Raw genomic sequence first — 19,582 nt, 5'->3', positions numbered from 1 at the left:
TCCCCTATTCGAACGAGGTCAGCTCCGCGAGCTGCGCTTCCAGCTCGGACCGCGAGAGCCCCTTGATTTCGGCCAAGAGCTTCTCGTCCTCCGACACGACGGGCGCGGCGGACGGCGCAGGCTCACCGCGCTCGAGGCAGAGGACGTCATCGCATACGAACCGCGAGAGCGCAGTCACGCTGGGGTAGTCGAGGGTCACCGTCGACGGGAGCGGCCGTCCGAGACCGGCCTGCAGCTGGTTCTTCAGGAGGATCGACGAGAGCGAGTCCATCCCCATCTCGAAGAAGCCCCGGAGCGGATCCACGAGCCCCACGGGGCGAACCCCGAGGACCCGCGCCACCAGGTCGTGGACATGGCGGAACACGAGGTCGCGCCGCTCGCTCGACGGCGCCCGCTCGATCTGCGCTTGCAGCGTGACCGACGCGCCGGCCGATGCCTCCTCCCGGGCCGCGCGCCTCGCGCGGGCGCCCTGCGGAAGCGACGAGAAGATCGGGACAGGGCGCCCCGCCGCGAGGCCATGGATGTAGCTGGCCAGATCGCCCGAGACGACGCTCGTCTGGACGCCGCCCCGCTCGATGAGCTGGTCGAGGATCCTGACGCCGAGATCGGGAGGGATGCGGACGAGGTCCGCGTCGGACACGACATTCGCTCCGCGCGTCGCCAGCATGCCGACCTCGGAGAAGGGGCCCCAGTCGACGCTGAGGGCGGGCAGCCCGAGCGCGCGGCGATGGTGCGCGAGCGCATCCAGGAAGGCATTGGCGGCCGCGTAGCTGCTCTGACTGGGCGCGCCGGCGATCGCTGCCAGGGACGAGAAATAGACGCAGAAGTCCAGTGGCAGGTCGCGCGTCAGGACATGGAGGTTCCACGAGCCCTGCACCTTCGCCGCGAGGACCGCCGCGAACTGCTCCCAGGTGTGCCGGAGGAGCACCGAATCGCCGGGGAGCCCCGCCGCATGGACGACGCCCGCGAGCGGCGGCATCTCGCGCGCGATCGCGTCCAGCACGCGAGCCGCGTCCTCCTCGACGGAGACATCGGCGATGAAGATCGCGATCTCGGCGCCGCTCTCCCGGATCTGGCGCAGCTCTTCCGCCGCCTCGGCCGTGGGCTCGCGCCTCCCCATGAGCGCGAGGTGCCGCGCCCCACGCTCGACCAAGCGGCGCGCCACGCGCCGCCCGAGGCCGCCCATCCCGCCCGTGATGAGGTAGGTGCGATCCGGGCGGAGGAGCGCGACCTGCGCCGAGAGATCCAGCGCGCCGTCGGCCACGACGCGCTGCACGTACCGCTGCCCATCGCGGAGCGCGACGTGATCTTCCCCGTCCGGCCGGTCCATCTCGCCGAGCAGCAGCGCCGCCGCGCGCTCCGCGTCGTGCGCGGGATCGAGATCGATCATCCCACCCCACACCTCGGGATGCTCGAGCGCGATCGAGCGGCCGAGGCCCCAGATCGGCGCGGCGGCGAGGTCGATCTGCGCGCCGGGCTCGACCGGCTGCGTCCCCCGTGTGACGAGCCAGATGCGCGTGGACAGGTTCGCGCGTCCAAGCGTCTGCACCACGCGAAGGACGCTGCCGCAGCACCGCTCCTCGGCGGCGGCGAGCGACGTGGCGGTGAGCTCGCCCGCGGAAGGCGTGTCGAGGCCCCAGAGGTGCACCACGCCGCGGAGCGGACGGTCGGTCGTATCCTGCTCCAGCACGCGGACCACGTCCTCGAGCCGCGTGATCTCACCGGCGTGCGGCGGCTCCGTCGGGCTCGGGACGACCAGGCATCGCTCTCCGCGGCGCCGGAGCGCCTCCGCGAGCGCGGCGCCGACGCCACGTCGATCCGCGAAGATCCACCACCGCCCGCCGGCTGCGGCGTCCGGCGCCCCCTCCGAGAGGGCGCGGCGGCGCGGCTGCCACTCGACTCTGTAGAGCCAGCTCTCGAGCCGCGTCCCCGTCGCGGTCCGCAGCGCCTCCGGCGAGGCCTTGCGCAGGGATATCCCTTCGGCCTCGAGCACGAGCCCCCCCTCCGCGGTGAGCACGCGCATCTCGCCATGGAGCGCCGCGCCGTGCCCCCCGGCGCTCGGCCGCAAGGTCACCTGGCTCCACAGCCGGTCGCCGGGTCGGCCGTGGAGCCGGACGCGGTCGAAGGCGACCGGCAGGTAGGGCGCGCTCGTCCTCATCGACCCATCGGCGCCGAGCAGCGCGCCGCCCACGATGTGCAGGCAGGCGTCGAGGAGCGCCGGGTGGAAGCAGTAGCGGCCCGCGTCCTCGGCGAGCGCGGCCGGAGCGGAGATCTCCGCCACGACGTCTCCGTCCCGCCGCCACAACGTGGAGAGCCCGCGGAAGGCGTCGCCGTAATGGACGCCGACGGCGCTCGCCTGCCGGTAGTAGCTCTCTCCCGACATCTCGCCTGCATGACGCGCGCGAATCGCATCGAGAGACGGCGCCGCGCGGACGTCGCGCGGACCTTCGCTCCGGATCGCGCCCGACGCGTGGAGCCGCCAGTCGACCTCGCCGCCGAACGGCTCGGCGCGCGCGCTGAAGATCTCGAACGACGCCTCGCCGGCGCCGCCGAGCACGAGGACAATCTGCAGGGCCCGCTCCTCGCCGGCTGGGAGCGGCAACGCCTCGTGGATGACGACCTGCTCGAGGACCCGCGCCGTAGGTCCGAGCACGACAGCGCCTGCGGCGAAGGCCAGCTCGAGGTAGCCGGTCGCCGGAAAGATGACGACGTCGAAGACACGATGATCGTTCAGGAACGGCAGCGCTCGGGAGCTCAGCCGGGTCTCGAAGACGACGCCGCGGATCGCCGGAGACCTGAGCCGCTGCCCGAGGAGCGGGTGTCCACCCGCCGGATCTTCGCCCTGCACGGGCCGCGCAGGCTGCGACCGCGGCGGCGGCTCGATCCAGTAGCGCTCACGCTGGAAGGGGTAGGTCGGGAGCACGAGCTTTCGGCCCGCTCGGTCGCGGTCGAAGCCCGCGAAGTCCACCTTCGCGCCTCGCACGTACAGCGCCCCCAGGCTCTCCAGCATCTGCGCGCAATCCGACCGCTTCGGCCGCAACGACGGCAGCCACACCCCCGCCCCCTCCGGCACGCACCGCCGCCCCATCGCCGAGAGCACAGGGCTCGGCCCCACCTCCACGAACGCTTCCGCACCCGCCTCGTGCAGCGCCCGTATCCCCTCCAGGAACCGCACCGGCGCGCGCACATGGCTCGCCCAGTACGACGCCTGCGTCACCTCCTCCCGCGCCGCTCTCCCCGTCACGTTCGCGATGAGCTTCCGCTGCGGCAATCCGAGCTTCACCTTCGACGCCGCACGCTCGAACGCCTCCACCATCGGCGCCATCAGCGGCGAGTGGAACGCGTGCGATACGTTCAGCCACCGGCTCTTGACCCCGCGCGCCTCCAGCGCCTCCACCACCGCAGTCACCGCACCACGCGCACCGGACACCACCGTCTCCGACGGCCCGTTCACCGCCGCGATCGACACCTCCGCCGCGTACGGCTCCACCGCCTCCGCCACCGTCGCCTCGTCCGCGAACAGCGCCGCCATCGCCCCCTGCTTCGGCAGCGCCTGCATCAGCCGCCCTCGCGTCGCGATCAGCCCTAGTCCCTCCGACAGTCCGAACACCCCCGCCACGCACGCCGCCACGTACTCGCCCACGCTGTGCCCCAGCACCGCAAATGGCTCGATCCCCCACGCCTTCCACTGCGCGCTCAGCGCATAGCCCACCGCGAACAGCGCTGGCTGCGTGTACTCCGTCTCGTCCAGCGCGCTCGCCTGACCCTCTGCCGCGTACAGCACCTCGAGCAGCGGTCTCTCCAGCTGACCACGCAACAGCGCGTCGCACTCCTCCATCGCACGCCGGAACACTGGCTCGGTCGCGAACAGCTCCCGCCCCATCCCCGCGTACTGCGCGCCCTGCCCGGTGAACAGGAACGCCACGCGAGGCCCCTCCGCCCGCTCCACCCGCCCCTGCTCCGTCCGCTCCGCCGGCTCGCCACGCGCATACGCAGAGAGCCGCTCCTGCATCTCTTCGCGCGACGCCCCGACCACCGACAGCCGGTGCGCGAAGTGCGCCCTCCCCGTGTGCGCCGTGAAGGCCACGTCCCCGAGCCTCTCCTCCGGGTGCGACCCGAGGTGCGCCGCGTACTTCCCCGCCAGCGCGCGCAACGCCCCCTCCCGCTTCGCCGAGATGCACAACAGCTGCGCCGGCCGCTCCGCCGCAGCCCTCACCTCCGGCCGCGCAGGCGCTTCCTCCAGCACCACGTGCGCGTTCGTGCCCCCCATGCCGAACGAGCTCACGCCTGCGCGGCGCGGCGTCCGCGTCCGCTTCCACGCCGTGAGCTGCGTGTTGACGCTGAACGGCCCCTTCGAGAGCTCGCAGCGCGGGTTCGGCTCGACGAAGTGGAGGCTGGGCGGCAAGGCGCGATGCTCGAGCGCGAGCACGGTCTTGATCAGGCCGGCCACGCCCGCGGCCACCTCGAGGTGGCCGAAATTCCCCTTCACCGAGCCGATCAGGCACCCTCGCTCCGCGCCACGGGCTTCGCCGAACACCTTCGCGAGAGCGGCTATCTCGATGGGATCGCCGAGCGGCGTACCTGTACCGTGGGCCTCGATGTAGTCGATCGTCTCCGGCGCGACGCCGGCGATCGCCTGCGCCTCCGCGATCACCTGCATCTGCCCCTCGACGCTCGGCGCGGTGAACCCGACCTTCACCGAGCCGTCGTTGTTGATTGCCGAGCCCCGGATCACCGCGCGGATGCGATCGCCGTCGGCCAGCGCGTCCGAGAGCCGCTTGAGCGTCACCACGCCCACGCCGCTTCCGAAGACCGTGCCGCGCGCCGACGCGTCGAAGGGCCGGCAGCGACCGTCGCTCGACCCGATCCCGTCCGGCTCGTGGACGTAACCCGCGAGGTGCGGGACGCGGACGGCCACGCCGCCGGCGAGCGCGACGTCGCACTCGCGGTTCAAGAGGCTCTGACAGGCGAGGTGCACGGCGACGAGCGAGGTGGAGCAGGCGGTCTGCACGCCGACGCTCGGGCCCCTCAAGTTCAGCTTGTAAGAGACGTGCGTCGACAGGTAGTCCTTGTCGTTGGCGACGAGCGCCTGCGTCCACTGCAGCAGGCGCATGTAGCTCAGGTCGGGCTGGATGTTCGACACCAGGTAGCTGCTGAAGCTCGAGCCCGCGAACACCCCGATCGACCCCTCGTAGCTATCCGGGACGCAGCACGCGCTCTCCAGCGCTTCCCACGCGCATTCGAGGAACAGGCGGTGCTGGGGATCGGTGAGCTCCGCCTCGCGCCGCGTGAAGCCGAAGAACGACGCGTCGAACTGCTCGATCCGGTCGAGCACGCCCGCGGCCGGCACGTAGCTCGGATCCCGCGCCGCGGCGGGGTGGACGCCCGACGACGTGAGCTCCGCCTCCGAGAAGAACGAGACGGACTCGACTCCATCGCGCAGGTTGCGCCAGTACTCCTCCGGACCCCGCGCCCCCGGGAAGCGGCACCCGAGGCCGATGATCGCGATCTCGCTCCCCTCCGCGGACCCCGGATCACTCATCTCCGCCCCCGCCCCTGCCTCCGCGCCCAGCGCGGGCCGCGCGCCGTGCCGCTGCCCTGTCTCTGCCCCGCTTGAGGGAGGCGCCCTCGTTCCCCTCCCCGGCCAGGCGCGCCGCGAGCGCGCGGACGGTCGGGTACTGGAACAGCTCGATCGTGGAGAGCTCACCGCCCAGCGCCTCTCTCAGCCGGGCGCCGATGCGGACCACGTGAATCGAGTTGGCTCCCAGCTCGAAGAAGCTCTGCTCGACGCTCACGTGTTCGAGCCCGAGGACCTCCCCTATCACCGAGGCGATCGCCCGCTCTGTCTCGTCGCGCGGCGGCACCACAGCGGCGCTCCGCTCCGGCTCATCGGCCTTCAGCTCGGAGAGCGCCTTGCGATCGACCTTGCCGTTCGCCGTGAGCGGCATCGCGTCGAGCACCACGATCGAGGCAGGGACCATGTGCGCCGGGAGCTTGGCCTTGAGGAGCTCGCGCAGCGCGTCCTCCGGCGAGCGCGGAGCGGCATGCGTGTCGTCCGACCAGCCGCTCGCGGAGCTGTCGACCACGCCGCCGCCGAGCAGCGCGTGCGCGTACACGTGGCCCTCGTCGAGCAGGAAGAGGTCCCGGACCGCCGCGAAGTCCAGCTTGCCCACCGGCATCAAGCCGATCCCCAGGCCGGGCGCGGCCGTCATCAGGAGCTGGCCCATGTAGCCTGCCTCGATCTCGCAGAAGTCGTGCGATGCGTCGCCGTACACGGGCAGGATGGCGTTCCTCTGCGCGACGAGGAACAGCGAGAACGCCGCCTCTTCGAACGGCGCCTGGTTGTGCGCGTAGTGAATCCGCCGATCGATGACGGCGCCCTCCGTGAGGCTCACCAGGCCCTGCTCGCGCGGGTGATAGTAGTAGGTCCCCCCGGCCACCCCTTCGATGCGACCCGGCTTCACGTAGACGTAGGTCTGGACGGGGTACAGGCTCCCCGCGGACGGGTAGCGGTACTTGGGATGCCCATCGACGTCGATCTGACGGAGGCAGGAGAGGAGCGCGGAGAACCGGTCCATCGGGATCGGCTCGCGGGAGAACTGGCGGTGGGTCCGGCGCCCCAGGAAGAGCGCCCGCGCCGCCTCGTCCACCGGCGGCACAGGCAGCGCGATCCGGCGCCGCTCCGGGCCGTCCGCGCGCAGGCCGTGCTGCTTGAGCTTGAACTCGAGGCGGGCCAGCGGCTCGTCGATCCCGCCCTCCGGCTTCGCGGGCCCCTCCGCCGGGGCGCCCTCTCCTGCGCCCGGAGGCGCGTCCAGCACCACGTAGGCGACGAGGCGCTTCTTGTTGCGCTCCTCTCCCACGGCCATGGCCACGGCCGAGCGCACCGCCGGGTGCTGCTTCAGGGCCGCCTCGATCTCGCCAAGCTCGATGCGCTGCCCCTGGATCTTCACCTGGAAGTCCGCGCGGCCGAGGATCTCGATGAGGCCGCCGGGGAGGCGTCGCCCCAGATCGCCGCTGCGGTAGAGGCGCTCGCCGGTCTCCGGGTGCAGGACGAAGCTCGCGGCGGTCCGCTCTTCGTCGCGGAAGTAGCCTCGAGCGAGGCCCGCTCCGGCGATGTAGAGGTGTCCCGGCACCCATTCGGGGCACGGCGCGAACGCGTAGTCGAGCACGTAGTACCGGGCGTTCGTCATCGGCCGGCCGTAGGGGATGCTCTTCCACGACGGATCGACCGACGCGATCGGGTAGCAGATGTCCCAGACCGTGGTCTCGGTCGGCCCGCCGGCGCCAAGGATCTGGACGCCCGGCGAAAGCGCCCGCAGGCGGTCCGGCAGCGTGACGGGGATCCAGTCGCCGGACAGGACCACCTGCCGGAGCGCGCCGGGCAGCCTCGCCGCGTCGTGCGGCGTGTGCTCGAGGTGCTCGATCAGCATCTCCAGGAACGCCGGCACCGAGTTCCAGAACGTGATGCGCTCGCTCACCAGGAGCTCGGCCCAGTGCGCCGGATCCCGGAGCTTTGCGGCGTCGGGCAGCACCAGGGTCGCGCCCGCGAGCAGGCCGCCGAACACGTCGTAGACCGAGAGATCGTGGTGCAGCGCGGTCAGACCGATGATGCGATCACCGGGGCCGACCTCGAGGAGCCGATTGACGTCGAGCACGCGGTTCAGCGCGCTCCGGTGCTCGATCATCGCCCCCTTCGGCACGCCCGTGGATCCCGACGTGTAGAGCACGTAGGCGAGGTCCTCCGGGCGGTTGACCGGTGCGAGCGGCGAGGCGTCGAGGTCGGGCGGGAGCTGGTCGACGGCGAGCTTGCGGACGCGCTCGGGCCACTCGAGCGACCCGTCCAGCCACGACTGGGTGAGGACCAGCTCCACCTGGCTGTGCTCCAGGAGGAAGTCACGGCGCTCCCGCGGCAGGCTCGGGTCGACGGGCAGATAGGCCGCTCCTGCCGCGTGGACGCCAAGCACGGCCGCGACCTGCTCCCACCCCTTCTCCATCACCACGGCCACGAGCGCGTCGGGCCGCGCGCCGCGCTCGCGCAGCCAGCGGCCGATCTGGTTGGCCTGCCGCGACAGCTCCGCGTACGTCAGGCTGCGGCGTGACGACACCAGGGCCACGCCCTCCGGCGTCTGCGCGGCCTGGGCCGCGAAGCGCTCCGGCAGGGTGCCCGCGGGGATGGGCGCGTCCGTGGCGTTGAGCTCCGCCCATCGCTCGATCTGCTCCTCCGGCAGCTCGATCAGGCGGCGAGCGTCCTTCTTCCACGTCGCCGGATCGTCGGCGAGCCCCCGGACCAGCCGGCAGAAGGCGTTGAACATGTCGTCCACCATCCCGGGCGGGAACAGCGCGGCGACCGCATCCCAGTGGGCGATGAAGCCGCCGCGCTCCTCCGCGACCTGAAGGTCGAGCCACACCTGCGGGGTCTGAACGCTGCTGAAGACGACCTCACCAAGCTCGTGGAAGAGGGACAGCGAGAGCGGGAAGCCCTCCGACGCGAGGCCGAGGATGCCCGTGAAGATGATCGGCATCATGCCGCCCGAGAGCCGCCGCCGAACCTGGGCCAGCTCGCGCAGGACCTCGATCCCGCTCGACCTGTGCTGGAGATCGTTCCAGAGCTGCTCCTGGACCCGCCTCGCCCGCTCCTCGAACGTGTCCCCGGCGGTGTTGCTCGTGCCGAGCAGCACCAGCGAGGTGAAGTCGCCGAGGAGATCGTTCACCTGCGGGTGCAGCGGCAGGCGGTTGAACATCGTGACGTTGATCGTGAAATCCGGGTGCTTGCTCCACGCGGCGAGGACCGTCGTATAGGCGGTCATCATCACAGCCGACAGCGTGAGCCCGTGCTTCAGCGTCTGCGTCTTCAGCCGCGCCCACGCCTCTGGATCGAGCTTACCGACGCGCCGCGTGAAGCGCGTCTCGGACAGGGCGGCCGGGTTCATCGCGAGCGGGAGCTCCGGCGGCGGAGGCAGCACCGCGACCCGCTCGCGCCAGTACTCCATGGCTTGCCGGTGCTGCGGCGAGCCCTTGAGCTCCATCTCGGCGAGCACGTAGTCGCGGAACGAGAGCTCGAGCGGCGGCAGGAAGGCGCCCGGATCCCGGTACAGCATCGCCCACTCGTGGCCGAGCTTCAGCAGGCTCCCGCCGTCGATGTGGAGCAGATCCAGGCTGATGTGGACGCGGGTGCGATCCCCGTCGAGCAGCGACGCGCGGATCTCGAACGTGGGCCACGCGTCGGCCGGGAGCAGCTGGTGCGCGAGGCGCTCGCGCGTCGCGGCGAGCTCCGCCTCCGCCGCTTCCGGCGAGAGCCCGCGAAGGTCGTGCGCCTCGATCGAATACGCGGGCACGCGCTCCAGGATCTGCTGCCGTCCGTCGGGGAGCACGATGGCCCGGAGCATCTCGTGCCGCTCCACGAGCCGCTGAAAGGCGCGCGAGAGCCGCCCCAGATCCATCCCCGTCGCCTCGATCTCCGAGTAGGCGTGGATCGAGACGTCTCCGAGGTCGAACGCGGCGCTCCGCCCGATCCAGTACGCCTGCTGGATGTCCGTCAGCGGGAAAGGCTCGTAGCGATCCTGCGGGGCTGGCGTGATCCGCGCGACGGGATTGCCGCCCGCGCCGCTCCTCTCGCGGAGGAGCGCGATGAGCTCGGATTTGCGCCGCCCGATGAGCGCTCGCACCTCCGGCGTCACCACGCCCTTCGGCGCCCCGATCGCGAGCTGGTCGCCCTCGACCGACAGCTTGATCCCCTGCTGGGCGAGCGCTCCCAGCAGCTCCGTGACGCCCTCGTTCATATGAGCGTGGTCTCCCACTCCTCCTGGCCTGCATCGGGCGCCGGGACGCGCTGGTGCACGGCGTCGAGGAGCGCGCGTGACTTGATTTGCGAGAGCAGGTCGGCGGCGAGCTGCGACGCGCTCGACCCCATCAGGATCTGCACGATCGACAGCGTCGCGCCGAGATCGGCGCCGACGCGGTTGCGCAGCTGCATCGCCATGAGCGAGTCGATGCCCAGCTCCCTGATCGGCCGATCGGCCGCGATCTCGGCCGCCGAGAGCCGCGTGGTCCGCGCGAGCAGGTCGCGCAGGTAACGCTCCAGCAGCGCGCGCTGCTCGTCGGGAGCCGCGGCGAGCAGCGCGGAGGCGTCGAGCGCCGCCGGCGCGTCGCCCTGCGCCGCGACGGGCTCTCCCGCGGTCGCGTCGTCGATCCAGAAACGCCGCCGCTGCCAGGGGTAGGACGGCAGCGGGACGCTGCGGCCTGTCGGGACGAGCCGGCGGAAGTCCACCGCGTGCCCGCGGACGTGGAGCGCGCCGAGCGACTCCAGCAGGACGTCGAGCTCGCCCGTCTCCCGGCGGAGCGACGGGAGCAGCGCCACGCCGCCAGGGCGGGCGTCGAGCAGGCCGGACTCGATCGCGGGGAGCAGGACCGGGTGGGGGCTCAGCTCCGCGAAGACGTCGAAGCCCTCCGCGAGCAGCCGCTGGATGACCCCGGAGAAGAGCACCGGCGCCCGCAGGTTCCGCGCCCAGTAGGCGGCGTCGAGATCGCTGCCGTCGGTCGGCTGCCCGGTCACGGTCGAGACCATCGGGATCGAGCCGCGCTGGGGCGCGATCCCCGACAGCGCTGCGGCCAGCTCGTCGAGCAGCGGATCCATCTGCGGGCTGTGCGACGCGACGTCGATCTTGACCCGGCGGCAGAAGATCCCGCGGCCCTTGACCTCCTCGAGCACCTCGTTCAGCGCCGCCGGATCGCCCGCGAGGACGGTCCCGCGGGGGCTCATGATGACCGCGACCGACAGCCGGTCGCGATGGCCGGCGATGGCGGCCTCGGCCTCGGCCTCGGATAGCTCCACGAGGGCCATCGCGCCGGTCCCGCTCACGCGCCGGAGCAGGCGGCTGCGCTGGCAGATGATCCGCGCCGCGTCCTCGAGGCGCAGCGCGCCTGCCACGCAGGCGGCCGCGACCTCGCCCATGCTATGCCCCACCACGACGTCGGGCAGGACGCCGTACGAGCGAAAGACCGCCGCCAGCGAGACCTGGATGGCGAACAGGGCCGGCTGGATGAAGTCGATCTCCTCGAAGCGGGCGCGCTCGCCTTCGGCCGTGAGCGACGTGATCAGGGACCACGCGACGTGCTCTCGCATGACGCGCTCGCACCGCTCCATCATCGCGCGAAAGACGCCGTCACGCGCGAGCAGCTCGCGCCCCATCCCGAGCCACTGCGAGCCCTGCCCCGAGAAGAGAAACGCGAGGCGGCGCGACCTCTCCGGCGCCTTTCGGCCGCTCACGAGGCCGGTGTGCGGTTTGTCGTCGAGGTACGCCGAGAGGCCCGCGAGCGCGTCCTCGCGGCTGCGGACGACCAGCGACAGGCGGTGCCTGAGGTGGCTCCGGCGGATCGCGGCCGTGTAGCAGAGGTCCCGCAGCGCGGGGGCGTCGTCGGGGCGGCCAAGCAGGCTCCGCACCGCCTCGGCGCGGGCCCGCAGCGCGTCCGGGCTCGCCGCCGAGAGCGGCAGCAGGAGCGGGCGCCCGTCGTCCACCGGCGCGCGGGCGGCGGCGCCGCGCGGCGCCTCCTCGAGGATCAGGTGGCCGTTGGTGCCGGACCAGCCGAACGCGCTGACCCCGGCGCGGCGCGCGCTCCCGCGGGCGGGCCAGGGAGAAAGCTCGGTCGGGATCGCGAACCGGGTGCCGTCGATCGTGATGTGCGGGTTCAGGGTCTCGAAGTGGAGGTGAGGAGGCACGGCCTCACGCTCGAAGCAGAGCACCGCCTTGATGACGCCGGCCACGCCGGCCGCCGCCTCGGAGTGGCCGATGTTCGTCTTCACCGAGCCGAGCAAGCAGCGATCGGCGCCGGCCCTTCCGTAGACCTCTGCGAGCGCCTCCACCTCGATCGGATCGCCCAGCGTCGTGCCCGTGCCGTGCGCTTCGATGTACGTCACCCCGGACGGGTCGACGCCCGCGTTGCGGAGGGCCTGCCGGAGGACGGCCACCTGCGACACGCCGTTGGGCGCCGTGATGCCGTTGGATTGCCCGTCCTGGTTCAGCGCCGTGCCCCGGATCACCGCCCAGACGCGATCGCCGTCGCGGAGCGCGTCGGAGAGGCGCTTGAGCACGAGGACGCCGCACCCTTCCGCGCGCACGAAGCCGTTCGCGCGGGCGTCGAACGTCCTGCATCTCCCGTCCGGCGAGAGGAACTCGACCTTCGACGCCGCGATGGTGAACTCGGGCGTCAGCATGAGGTTCACCCCGCCGGCGAGCGCGAGATCGCTCTCGCCGACGCGCAGGCTCTGACACGCGAGGTGGATCGCCGTGATCGCCGAAGAGCACCCGGTGTCGAGCGCGACGTTCGGGCCGCGGAGATCGAAGATGTACGACAGGCGCCCGGAGAGGATGCTGTGGGATGTGCCGGTGCCGCTGTAGGCGTCGATCTTGGCCGGATCGGCGAGCTGAAGCCGCGCGTAGTCGTTGCTGTGGCTCTGCACGCCGAGGAACACGCCGGTCGCGCTGCCGGCCAGCCGCTCGATGGTCTGCCCGCCGTCCTCCAGCGCCTCGTAGGCGACCTCGAGCGCGATGCGCTGCTGCGGGTCCATGGCGACGGCCTCGCGCGCCGAGATCCCGAAGAAGTCGGCGTCGAAGTCGCCGATGCCCGAGAGAAAGCCGCCCCAGCGGGTGTTCATCCTCCCCGGCGCGGCGGGGTCGTCATCGTAGAGATCCTGAGCGTTCCAGCGCTCCAGGGGGACCTCGGTGACCGCGTCGACGCCGTCGCGCAGGAGCGCCCAGAAGGACGCCGGATCGACGACCCCTCCGGGGAAGCGGCAGCCCACCCCGATGATGGCGATCGGCGGGCTCGGCGCGGCGGAGGCGCCGTTCGTCGACGCGTGGCGTGCGTGGCCGTTCACCGGCTCCCGCGCCGCGCCGTTCTGCGCGCGGGAGGGGACGTCTCCGTCGACCAGGACGTGGCCGTCGCGCCCCATCGCCTCCCCGTGGGAGCCGGCTGCCGCGTCGGGCTCGAGGGAGACCCCCAGCCGATCCGCGAGGAAACGCGCGACCGCGGAGATCGTCGGGTGGTTCCACACGAACGTCGCCGGCAGCGTCAGCCCGACGCTCGCGCCGAGGCGGTTGCGGAGCTCGACGGCGGTCAGCGAGTCGAGCCCCAGCTTGCGTACCGGGGTGTCCGGATCGATCGGCGACGAAGGCGGGAGGCCCAGGACGGAGGCGAGGTATCGCGAGACGTGGGCCTCGAGCAGGAGGCGGCGCGCTCGCCCCGGCGGCGCGCTCGCGAGCGCCTCGCCGAGCCGGTGCTCGGGCGCGGCGAGCGCCGCGGGCGCGGCCGGCCGAGCCTTGCGCAGGCGCGCGAAGAACGGCGACGCGGCGGCGGACGCCTGGGTCTCGCACCATCGCTCCACGTCGAGCGCGACCACGCCGATCTGGGCGGCGTCCGCCTGCAGCAGGCGCGCCAGCGCGTGGAGCCCGTCGCTGGGCGAGAGGCTCGCGATCCCGCGCGCGGCGAGGAAGGCTGAGCGATCCGCGCGCGTCGCCAGACCCACCTCGGACCACGGCCCCCAGTTGATGCTGAGGCCCGGCAGACCGCGCGCGCGTCGGTGGTGCGCGAGCGCATCGAGAAAGGCGTTCGCTGCCGCGTAGTTCCCCTGGCCGGCGGTGCCGAGCATCGAGGCCACGGACGAGAACAGGACGAAGAAATCGAGCGGCGCCCCGAGCGTCAGGCTGTGCAGGTTGAAGGCGCCGGCGACCTTGGATGACATCACCGCCGCGAGCCGCTCGCGCGTGAGATCCACGAGCGGGGCGTCGTCGACGCTACCCGCGGCGTGCACGACGCCGCGGAGGGGCGGGATACGCAGCGCGACGCGCGCGAGGGCCGTCGCAAGCTCGGTCGCGTTCGCCACGTCGGCCCGAGCGATCTCGACGCGGGCGCCGGCTCGCTCCAGCGCCCCCACGGCCTCCTGCGCCGCAGGCGAGCCGCCGCTCCGACCCACGAGCACGAGGTGCTTCGCCCCGCGCTCGACCATCCACCGCGCGACCTCGAGGCCCAGCGCGCCGAGGCCGCCCGTGATCAGGTACGCGCCGTCCGGGCGCAACCGGATCTCGTCCGCCGCTGTAGCGTCGGCCGACCTGGCGCCAGGATCGGCGAGCGCCGCCACCGGGCGGCGGGCGAGCCGCGCCACGTAGCGCGCATCGCCGCGCAGCGCCCACTGCGGCTCGTCCGTCGCGGAGAGGAGCAGCTCGGCGAGCGACGACGCCTCGTCGGCGCCGCCGCGCGGAGCGAGATCGACGAGGGTCGCGCGGAGCTCCGGGTGCTCCTGGGCGATCACCCGCCCGAGGCCCCACGGCGGCGCCTGGGCCGGTGCCACGGCAAGGACCTCCTCGCCTGCCGCTTGCGCGCCGCGCGTCAAGACCCAGAGGCGCGGCGATCGGCCGGCCGCGGTCAGCGCCTGGACGAGATGCAGCACGCCCGCGCAGCCCAGCGCCTCCGCCCCGGCGATGCTCGCAGCCGAGGTCTCCTCGGGCGCCGCGGCATCGAGGCCGAAGAGGTCCACGATCCCCGCGCACGCCGGCAGATCCGGCCCGAGAGCCTCGGCGACGAGGCGTACGAGGTCCTCGGGGCGCGCTGGATCGACGAGATAGCGGTCCGGAGCCGGGCGCCCGAACGCCGCCCCCGCATCGACGCGCACGCAGCGACTGCCCAGCGCCTCGAGCCGCTCGATGAGCCGATCGCCCAGGCCCCCGCGATCGGCGAGGACGATCCAGCGCTCGCTGGACGCCGGTCGTGACAAGGGCTCGCGGGCGCCGAGGACCGCGCTTCGCTCCCACTGGATCTCGTAGGCCCCGAAGCCCGCGCCCTGCTCCGCCGCCGCCGGCGACACCGGGGCCTCGTGCTGCTCCGCGACGCGCGTGGCCTCCAGCCAGAAACGCTGCCGTTGCCACGGGTAGGAAGGCAGCGGCGCGAGCCTCCCCTCGTGCGGGTAGAGCCCCCGCCAGTGGACAGGGTGCCCCAGCGCATAGAGGGCCCCGAGCGACTCGAGCATCACGGCGCGCTCGCCCCGCTCGCTCCGCAGCGTGGCGAGGAGCGTCCCGCTGCGCCCGGAGCGCTCCAGGCATTCGGCCATCGGCCGTGCGAGCGCAGGGTGCGGACCGATCTCGACGAAGATCTCGTACCCTTGCCGGATCGCCTCGAACACCGCTGCTTCGAACCGGACCGGCTCGCGCATGTTGCGCGCCCAGTAGGCGCCCGTGAGCTCGCTCCCCAGGACCGGCTGCCCCACGGTGGTCGAGAGCATCGGCAGCGCCGCCTTCCGCGGAGCGAGCCGTTCCAGCGCGGCTTCGAGCTCATCGGCGAGCGGCGCCATCTGGCCGCTGTGAGAGGCGAAATCCACGTCGAGCCAGCGGCAGCTCTTGCCCTGCGACTCGAGGCGCTCGATCACCGCCGCGAGGGCGTCCGGCTCGCCCGAGAGCACCGTCGAGGAAGGGCTGTTCATCGCGGCCACCCAGAGCCGCCCGGGGACCTCCGCGACGAGCCCCTCGGCCTCCTCGCGCGACACCGCGGTGACGGCCATCCGCCCCTGTCCGGCGGCCCGGTGCGCGAGCCGCCCGCGGTGGCTCACGATGCGCGCCGCGTCCTCGAGCTCCAGCGCGCCGGCGACATGGGCGGCCGCGATCTCGCCGACGCTGTGGCCGATGACCGCATCGGGCACGACCCCCCACGCGCGCCACTGGGCCGAGAGCGCGACCTGGAGGGCAAAGAACATGGGCTGCGCCACGTCCGACCGCGACAGGCGCGAGCGAGAGGCGTCGACCTGCAGCTCTTCCCGCACCGACCAGCCGAGGTGCGGGCGGAGGGCTGCGTCGCAGCGCTCGATCGCCTCGCGGAACACCGGCTCGCTCGCGAGGAGCTCGCGCCCCATCCCGGCCCACGACACCCCCTGCCCTGCGAACACGAACACGATCTTGCGACGTGACCCCGGAGGGCAGCGTCCGACGGTGAGCCCGGGGCGCACCTCACCCGCGACAAAGGCGTCGAGCTCGTCGACGAGCCCCGAGACGGAGTCGGCGAGCACCGAGAGCCGGTGGTCGTGGTGCCCCCTCCGCGCCGCGGCCGTGTAGCAGAGATCGTGGAGCGCGAGCGGAGGGCGGTCCCGGAGCTGGGACGACACCGCTCGGGCGAGGGCCCGCAGCGCCTCCGGCGTGTGCGCCGAGAGGGGCAGGAGCGACACCTCCGCCCGGGCAACCGCGGCGGGCGCGATGTCCGCGAGCGCGACGGGGCGGGCGTCGGCCGGGAACAGGCGGGACCAGCGGATCGACGACCCGCGCACGTAGATCTCGCCGAGCGCTTCCCGCAGCGTGGCCGCCTCGTCTTCGCCGCGGCGCATGCACGCGAGCACCGCCGCGCGTCGGCCGCCACGCTGCACGGTCTGCTCGATGTTGTGGAGCAGGACCGGGTGCGGCCCGATCTCCAGAAAGGTGTCGTGCCCCTCGCTCACCAACCGCTCGAGCGCCGCCGCGAACCGCACCGGCGCCCGGAGGTTCCGGGCCCAGTACGCCGCCGTGCACTCGGCTCCGTCGAGCGCGGCGGCGGTCACCGTCGACACGATGGGCACCGACGCGCGCCGGGGCCTTAGCTCTCCCAGCGCAGAGAGCAGCTCGGGGACGAGCGGATCCATCGCCGGGCTGTGGGCCGCAAAGTCGACCCTGATCCGGTGGCCCGTGCGACCTTCGCGCTGGAGCGCGGCGAGCGCGTCGACGACCGCGGCCTCCTCGCCCGAGATCACGGTCGAGATCGGGCTGTTGTAGCCGGCGACATGGAGGCGCCCCGGGTGCGCGGCGCAGAGGCGGTCGGCCTCCTCGGCGTGCAGCTCCACGAGGGCCATCGCGCCACGGCCGTTCACTCGCTGCTGGAGCCTGCTCCTGTGGTGGGCGATGCGCAGCGCGTCCTCGAGATCGAGGGCGCCTGCCACGTGCGCCGCGGCGATCTCCCCGCCGCTATGGCCGATCACCGCCGCGGGCTCGACGCCCCATGACCGCCACAGCGCGCCGAGCGCCGCCTGGACGGCGAAGAGAGACAGCTGCTGCACGTTCACCTCGTGCAGCCGCGTGCGTGACGCGTCGGCGAGGAGCTCGTCGAGGAGCGAGAAGCCGGCGAGCGGGCGCAGCGCTCGATCGCAGCGCTCGATCACCGAGCGGAAGACCGGCTCCTGCAGCAGCAGCGTGCGCCCCATGCCCGGCCATTGCGAGCCGCTGCCGGCGAAGACGAACACCACCCGCCCGTGGAGCCCCGCCGCGTCGCCAGCCGAGAGCCCCTTCTGCGGAAGCGCGGCGAGGTAGCCATCGAGCAGCGCCGCCGCCTCGGCGCGCGAGCTGGCCGTGACGGCCATCCGGTGCCGCCCCCGGCTCCGCATCGCCGCGGCCGTCGCGCACAGATCGGAGAGCGCCGGCTCCGGCCCGGGCGCGCCCGCCAGCGCGCGGAGCTCTCGCGCCAGCGCAGCGAGGGCTTCCGGCGCGTCGGCCGCGAGCGGGAGGATCTGCGCCGGGCTCGGGCGAAGCTCCTCGAGCACCACGTGGCAGTTCGTCCCTCCGAAGCCGAAGGAGCTCACGCCCGCGAGCGCGGCCTGGTCCTCATGGGGCCAGTCGAGGAGCCTGGGCGGCACCGCGAGGCGCAGCTCTGCGAAGGGGATATAGGGGTTCGGCTGCTCGAAGTGCAGATTGGGGGGTATTTTCCGGCGCTGGATCGAGAGCACGGTCTTGATCAGCCCTGCGATCCCCGAGGCCGCTTCGAGATGTCCAATATTGGTCTTGACCGAGCCGATGAGCAGCGGTCGACTGTCATCCCGCGCGCGCCCCAGCACGGCGCCGATGGCCTTGGCCTCGATCGGGTCGCCGAGCATCGTACCGGTCCCATGCGCCTCGACGTAGTGCACCCGCTCCGGCGCGACGCCGGCGGCGCGGTAGGCGTCGCGCAGCACCGCCTCTTGCGCCTGCGGGTTCGGCGCGGTGAGGCCGTTCGAAAAGCCGTCGTTGTTCACGGCGCTGCCGCGGATCAGACAACGAATAGGATCCCCGTCCGCGAGGGCGCGGCGGAGCGGCTTCAGAACGACGACCCCGGCTCCCTCCCCCCGGACGTAGCCGTTCGCGCGCGCGTCGAACGCCTTCGAGCGCCCGTCGGGCGCCATGGCGCCAAACTTGGTCATCGCCACGGTGCTCTCGGGATCGATGAGGAGGTTGACGCCGCCCGCGAGCGCCATCGTCGATTCGCCCGCCCGAAGGCTCTGACAAGCGAGGTGGATCGCGACGAGCGACGACGAGCAGGCGGTGTTCACCGCGAGGCTCGGGCCCTGGAGGCCGAGCCAGTAGGAGACCCGTGCGGAGATGATGCTGATATCCTGCCCGGTCGCCGTGTGCTGCGTGATGTGCGAGCCCCTCCCGGCGGCGCACCGGGCGTAATCGCTCCACATCGCACCCATGTAGACGCCGGTCTTGCTGCCGCGGAGCGTCTCCGCGGGCACGCCTGCGTCCGCGAGCGCCTCCCACGCGAGCTCGAGGACGAGGCGCTGCTGCGGATCCATCTGGACGGCTTCGCGCGGCGAGATGCCGAAGAACTGCGCATCGAACCGATCCACTCGATCGAGGAACCCGCCCCATCGGGAGCTCGTGCGCCCGGGCGCCGACGGGTCGGGATCGTAGAAGGCCTCAGTATCCCAACGATCTGGCGGGACCTCGGTGATCGCGTCCACGCCGTCGCGCAGCAGCGCCCAGAAAGCTTCGAGATCGTTCGCGGACGGGAAGCGGCAGGAAAGGCCAATGATGGCGATGAGATCGTCGCCGCCGCCGATGGACGCCGGCGCGTCTATCGGTTGTGACAGAGGCGAAACAGGCGCGACACCCGCAAGAAGCAGAGAGAGCTCGGCAATGGTCGGGCAGTCCCACACGAGCGTCGGCGAGAGCGGACGTCCCAGCGCGGCGCCGAGATCGTTGATGAGGCTCGTCGCGCGACGTGAGTCGAGGCCCAGACGGCTGAATCGCTCCCCGATCGAGATCGCGCTCGGGTCGATCCCGAGGACCGAGGCGAGATGCTCAGTCAACCAGGCCTGGACTGCCTCTGCCGTCCAGGATCCTCCGGTGAAATCCTGGCTCATTGAACGGATCGACCGTCAACGGCGTCTGCACGTTCCATTGAAATCCATGTACCACAATTTATGCCCAAGACAATAGCGCGGCGGATCGAGGCGGATCGAGGCGGATCGAGGCAGCGTCCTCCGGCTCGCTCCTTCATACAGGGGGGCGGTCCGGAGTCTGGATCGAGGCATTGAATTCACATTCGCGCGTCGGAGCAGCAGTGGACGGGCGATCAGGCATTTTGCGGCGCGCCGCACCGCGAATGCACAAGGAATGTGGGTTTCCGCGTCATTATCGCGGCGCGGAGGCACACCCCCCCTTTTTTCCACAAGGCAGCCGCAATGCTGTACCGCTGATCAGTCGACCCAGCGTGCGAGCCACGACAGCTCCGGGACGCAAAGTATGCGTTCACGCCCTTGCAGCTTGCCGCCCCCGGACAATGGCGCTATCGACCGTGCTCCGCCTCCGCGATGGTGCGCTGC

Annotated in this window: 3 protein-coding genes; all 3 read right to left on the bottom strand. The window is 72.3% G+C overall.

Annotated elements, in window-relative coordinates; genetic code table 11:
- Window positions 1-4 precede the first annotated feature (4 nt).
- From WME89_RS19420 to WME89_RS19410, 3 genes are read right to left on the bottom strand one after another with little or no spacing between them, the layout of a single operon-like run.
- Window positions 5-5,542, bottom strand: coding sequence for a type I polyketide synthase (locus tag WME89_RS19420; protein WP_438010604.1), 5,538 nt, complete (start codon window positions 5,540-5,542; stop codon window positions 5-7).
- The gene (locus WME89_RS19415) at window positions 5,535-9,779 is read right to left on the bottom strand and encodes an amino acid adenylation domain-containing protein (protein WP_438010603.1); all 4,245 of its coding nucleotides are present in this window, start codon (window positions 9,777-9,779) and stop codon (window positions 5,535-5,537) included. The genes WME89_RS19420 and WME89_RS19415 overlap by 8 nt, the downstream gene beginning before the upstream one ends.
- On the bottom strand, window positions 9,776-19,066 hold the full coding sequence (locus WME89_RS19410) for an SDR family NAD(P)-dependent oxidoreductase (RefSeq protein WP_438010602.1): 9,291 nt from the start codon (window positions 19,064-19,066) through the stop codon (window positions 9,776-9,778). The genes WME89_RS19415 and WME89_RS19410 overlap by 4 nt, the downstream gene beginning before the upstream one ends.
- Window positions 19,067-19,582 lie beyond the last annotated feature (516 nt).

This window comes from Sorangium sp. So ce321 (genome assembly GCF_051530195.1).
GTDB lineage: Bacteria > Myxococcota_A > Polyangia > Polyangiales > Polyangiaceae > Sorangium.
This window is presented reverse-complemented; position numbering and strand designations above follow the sequence as displayed.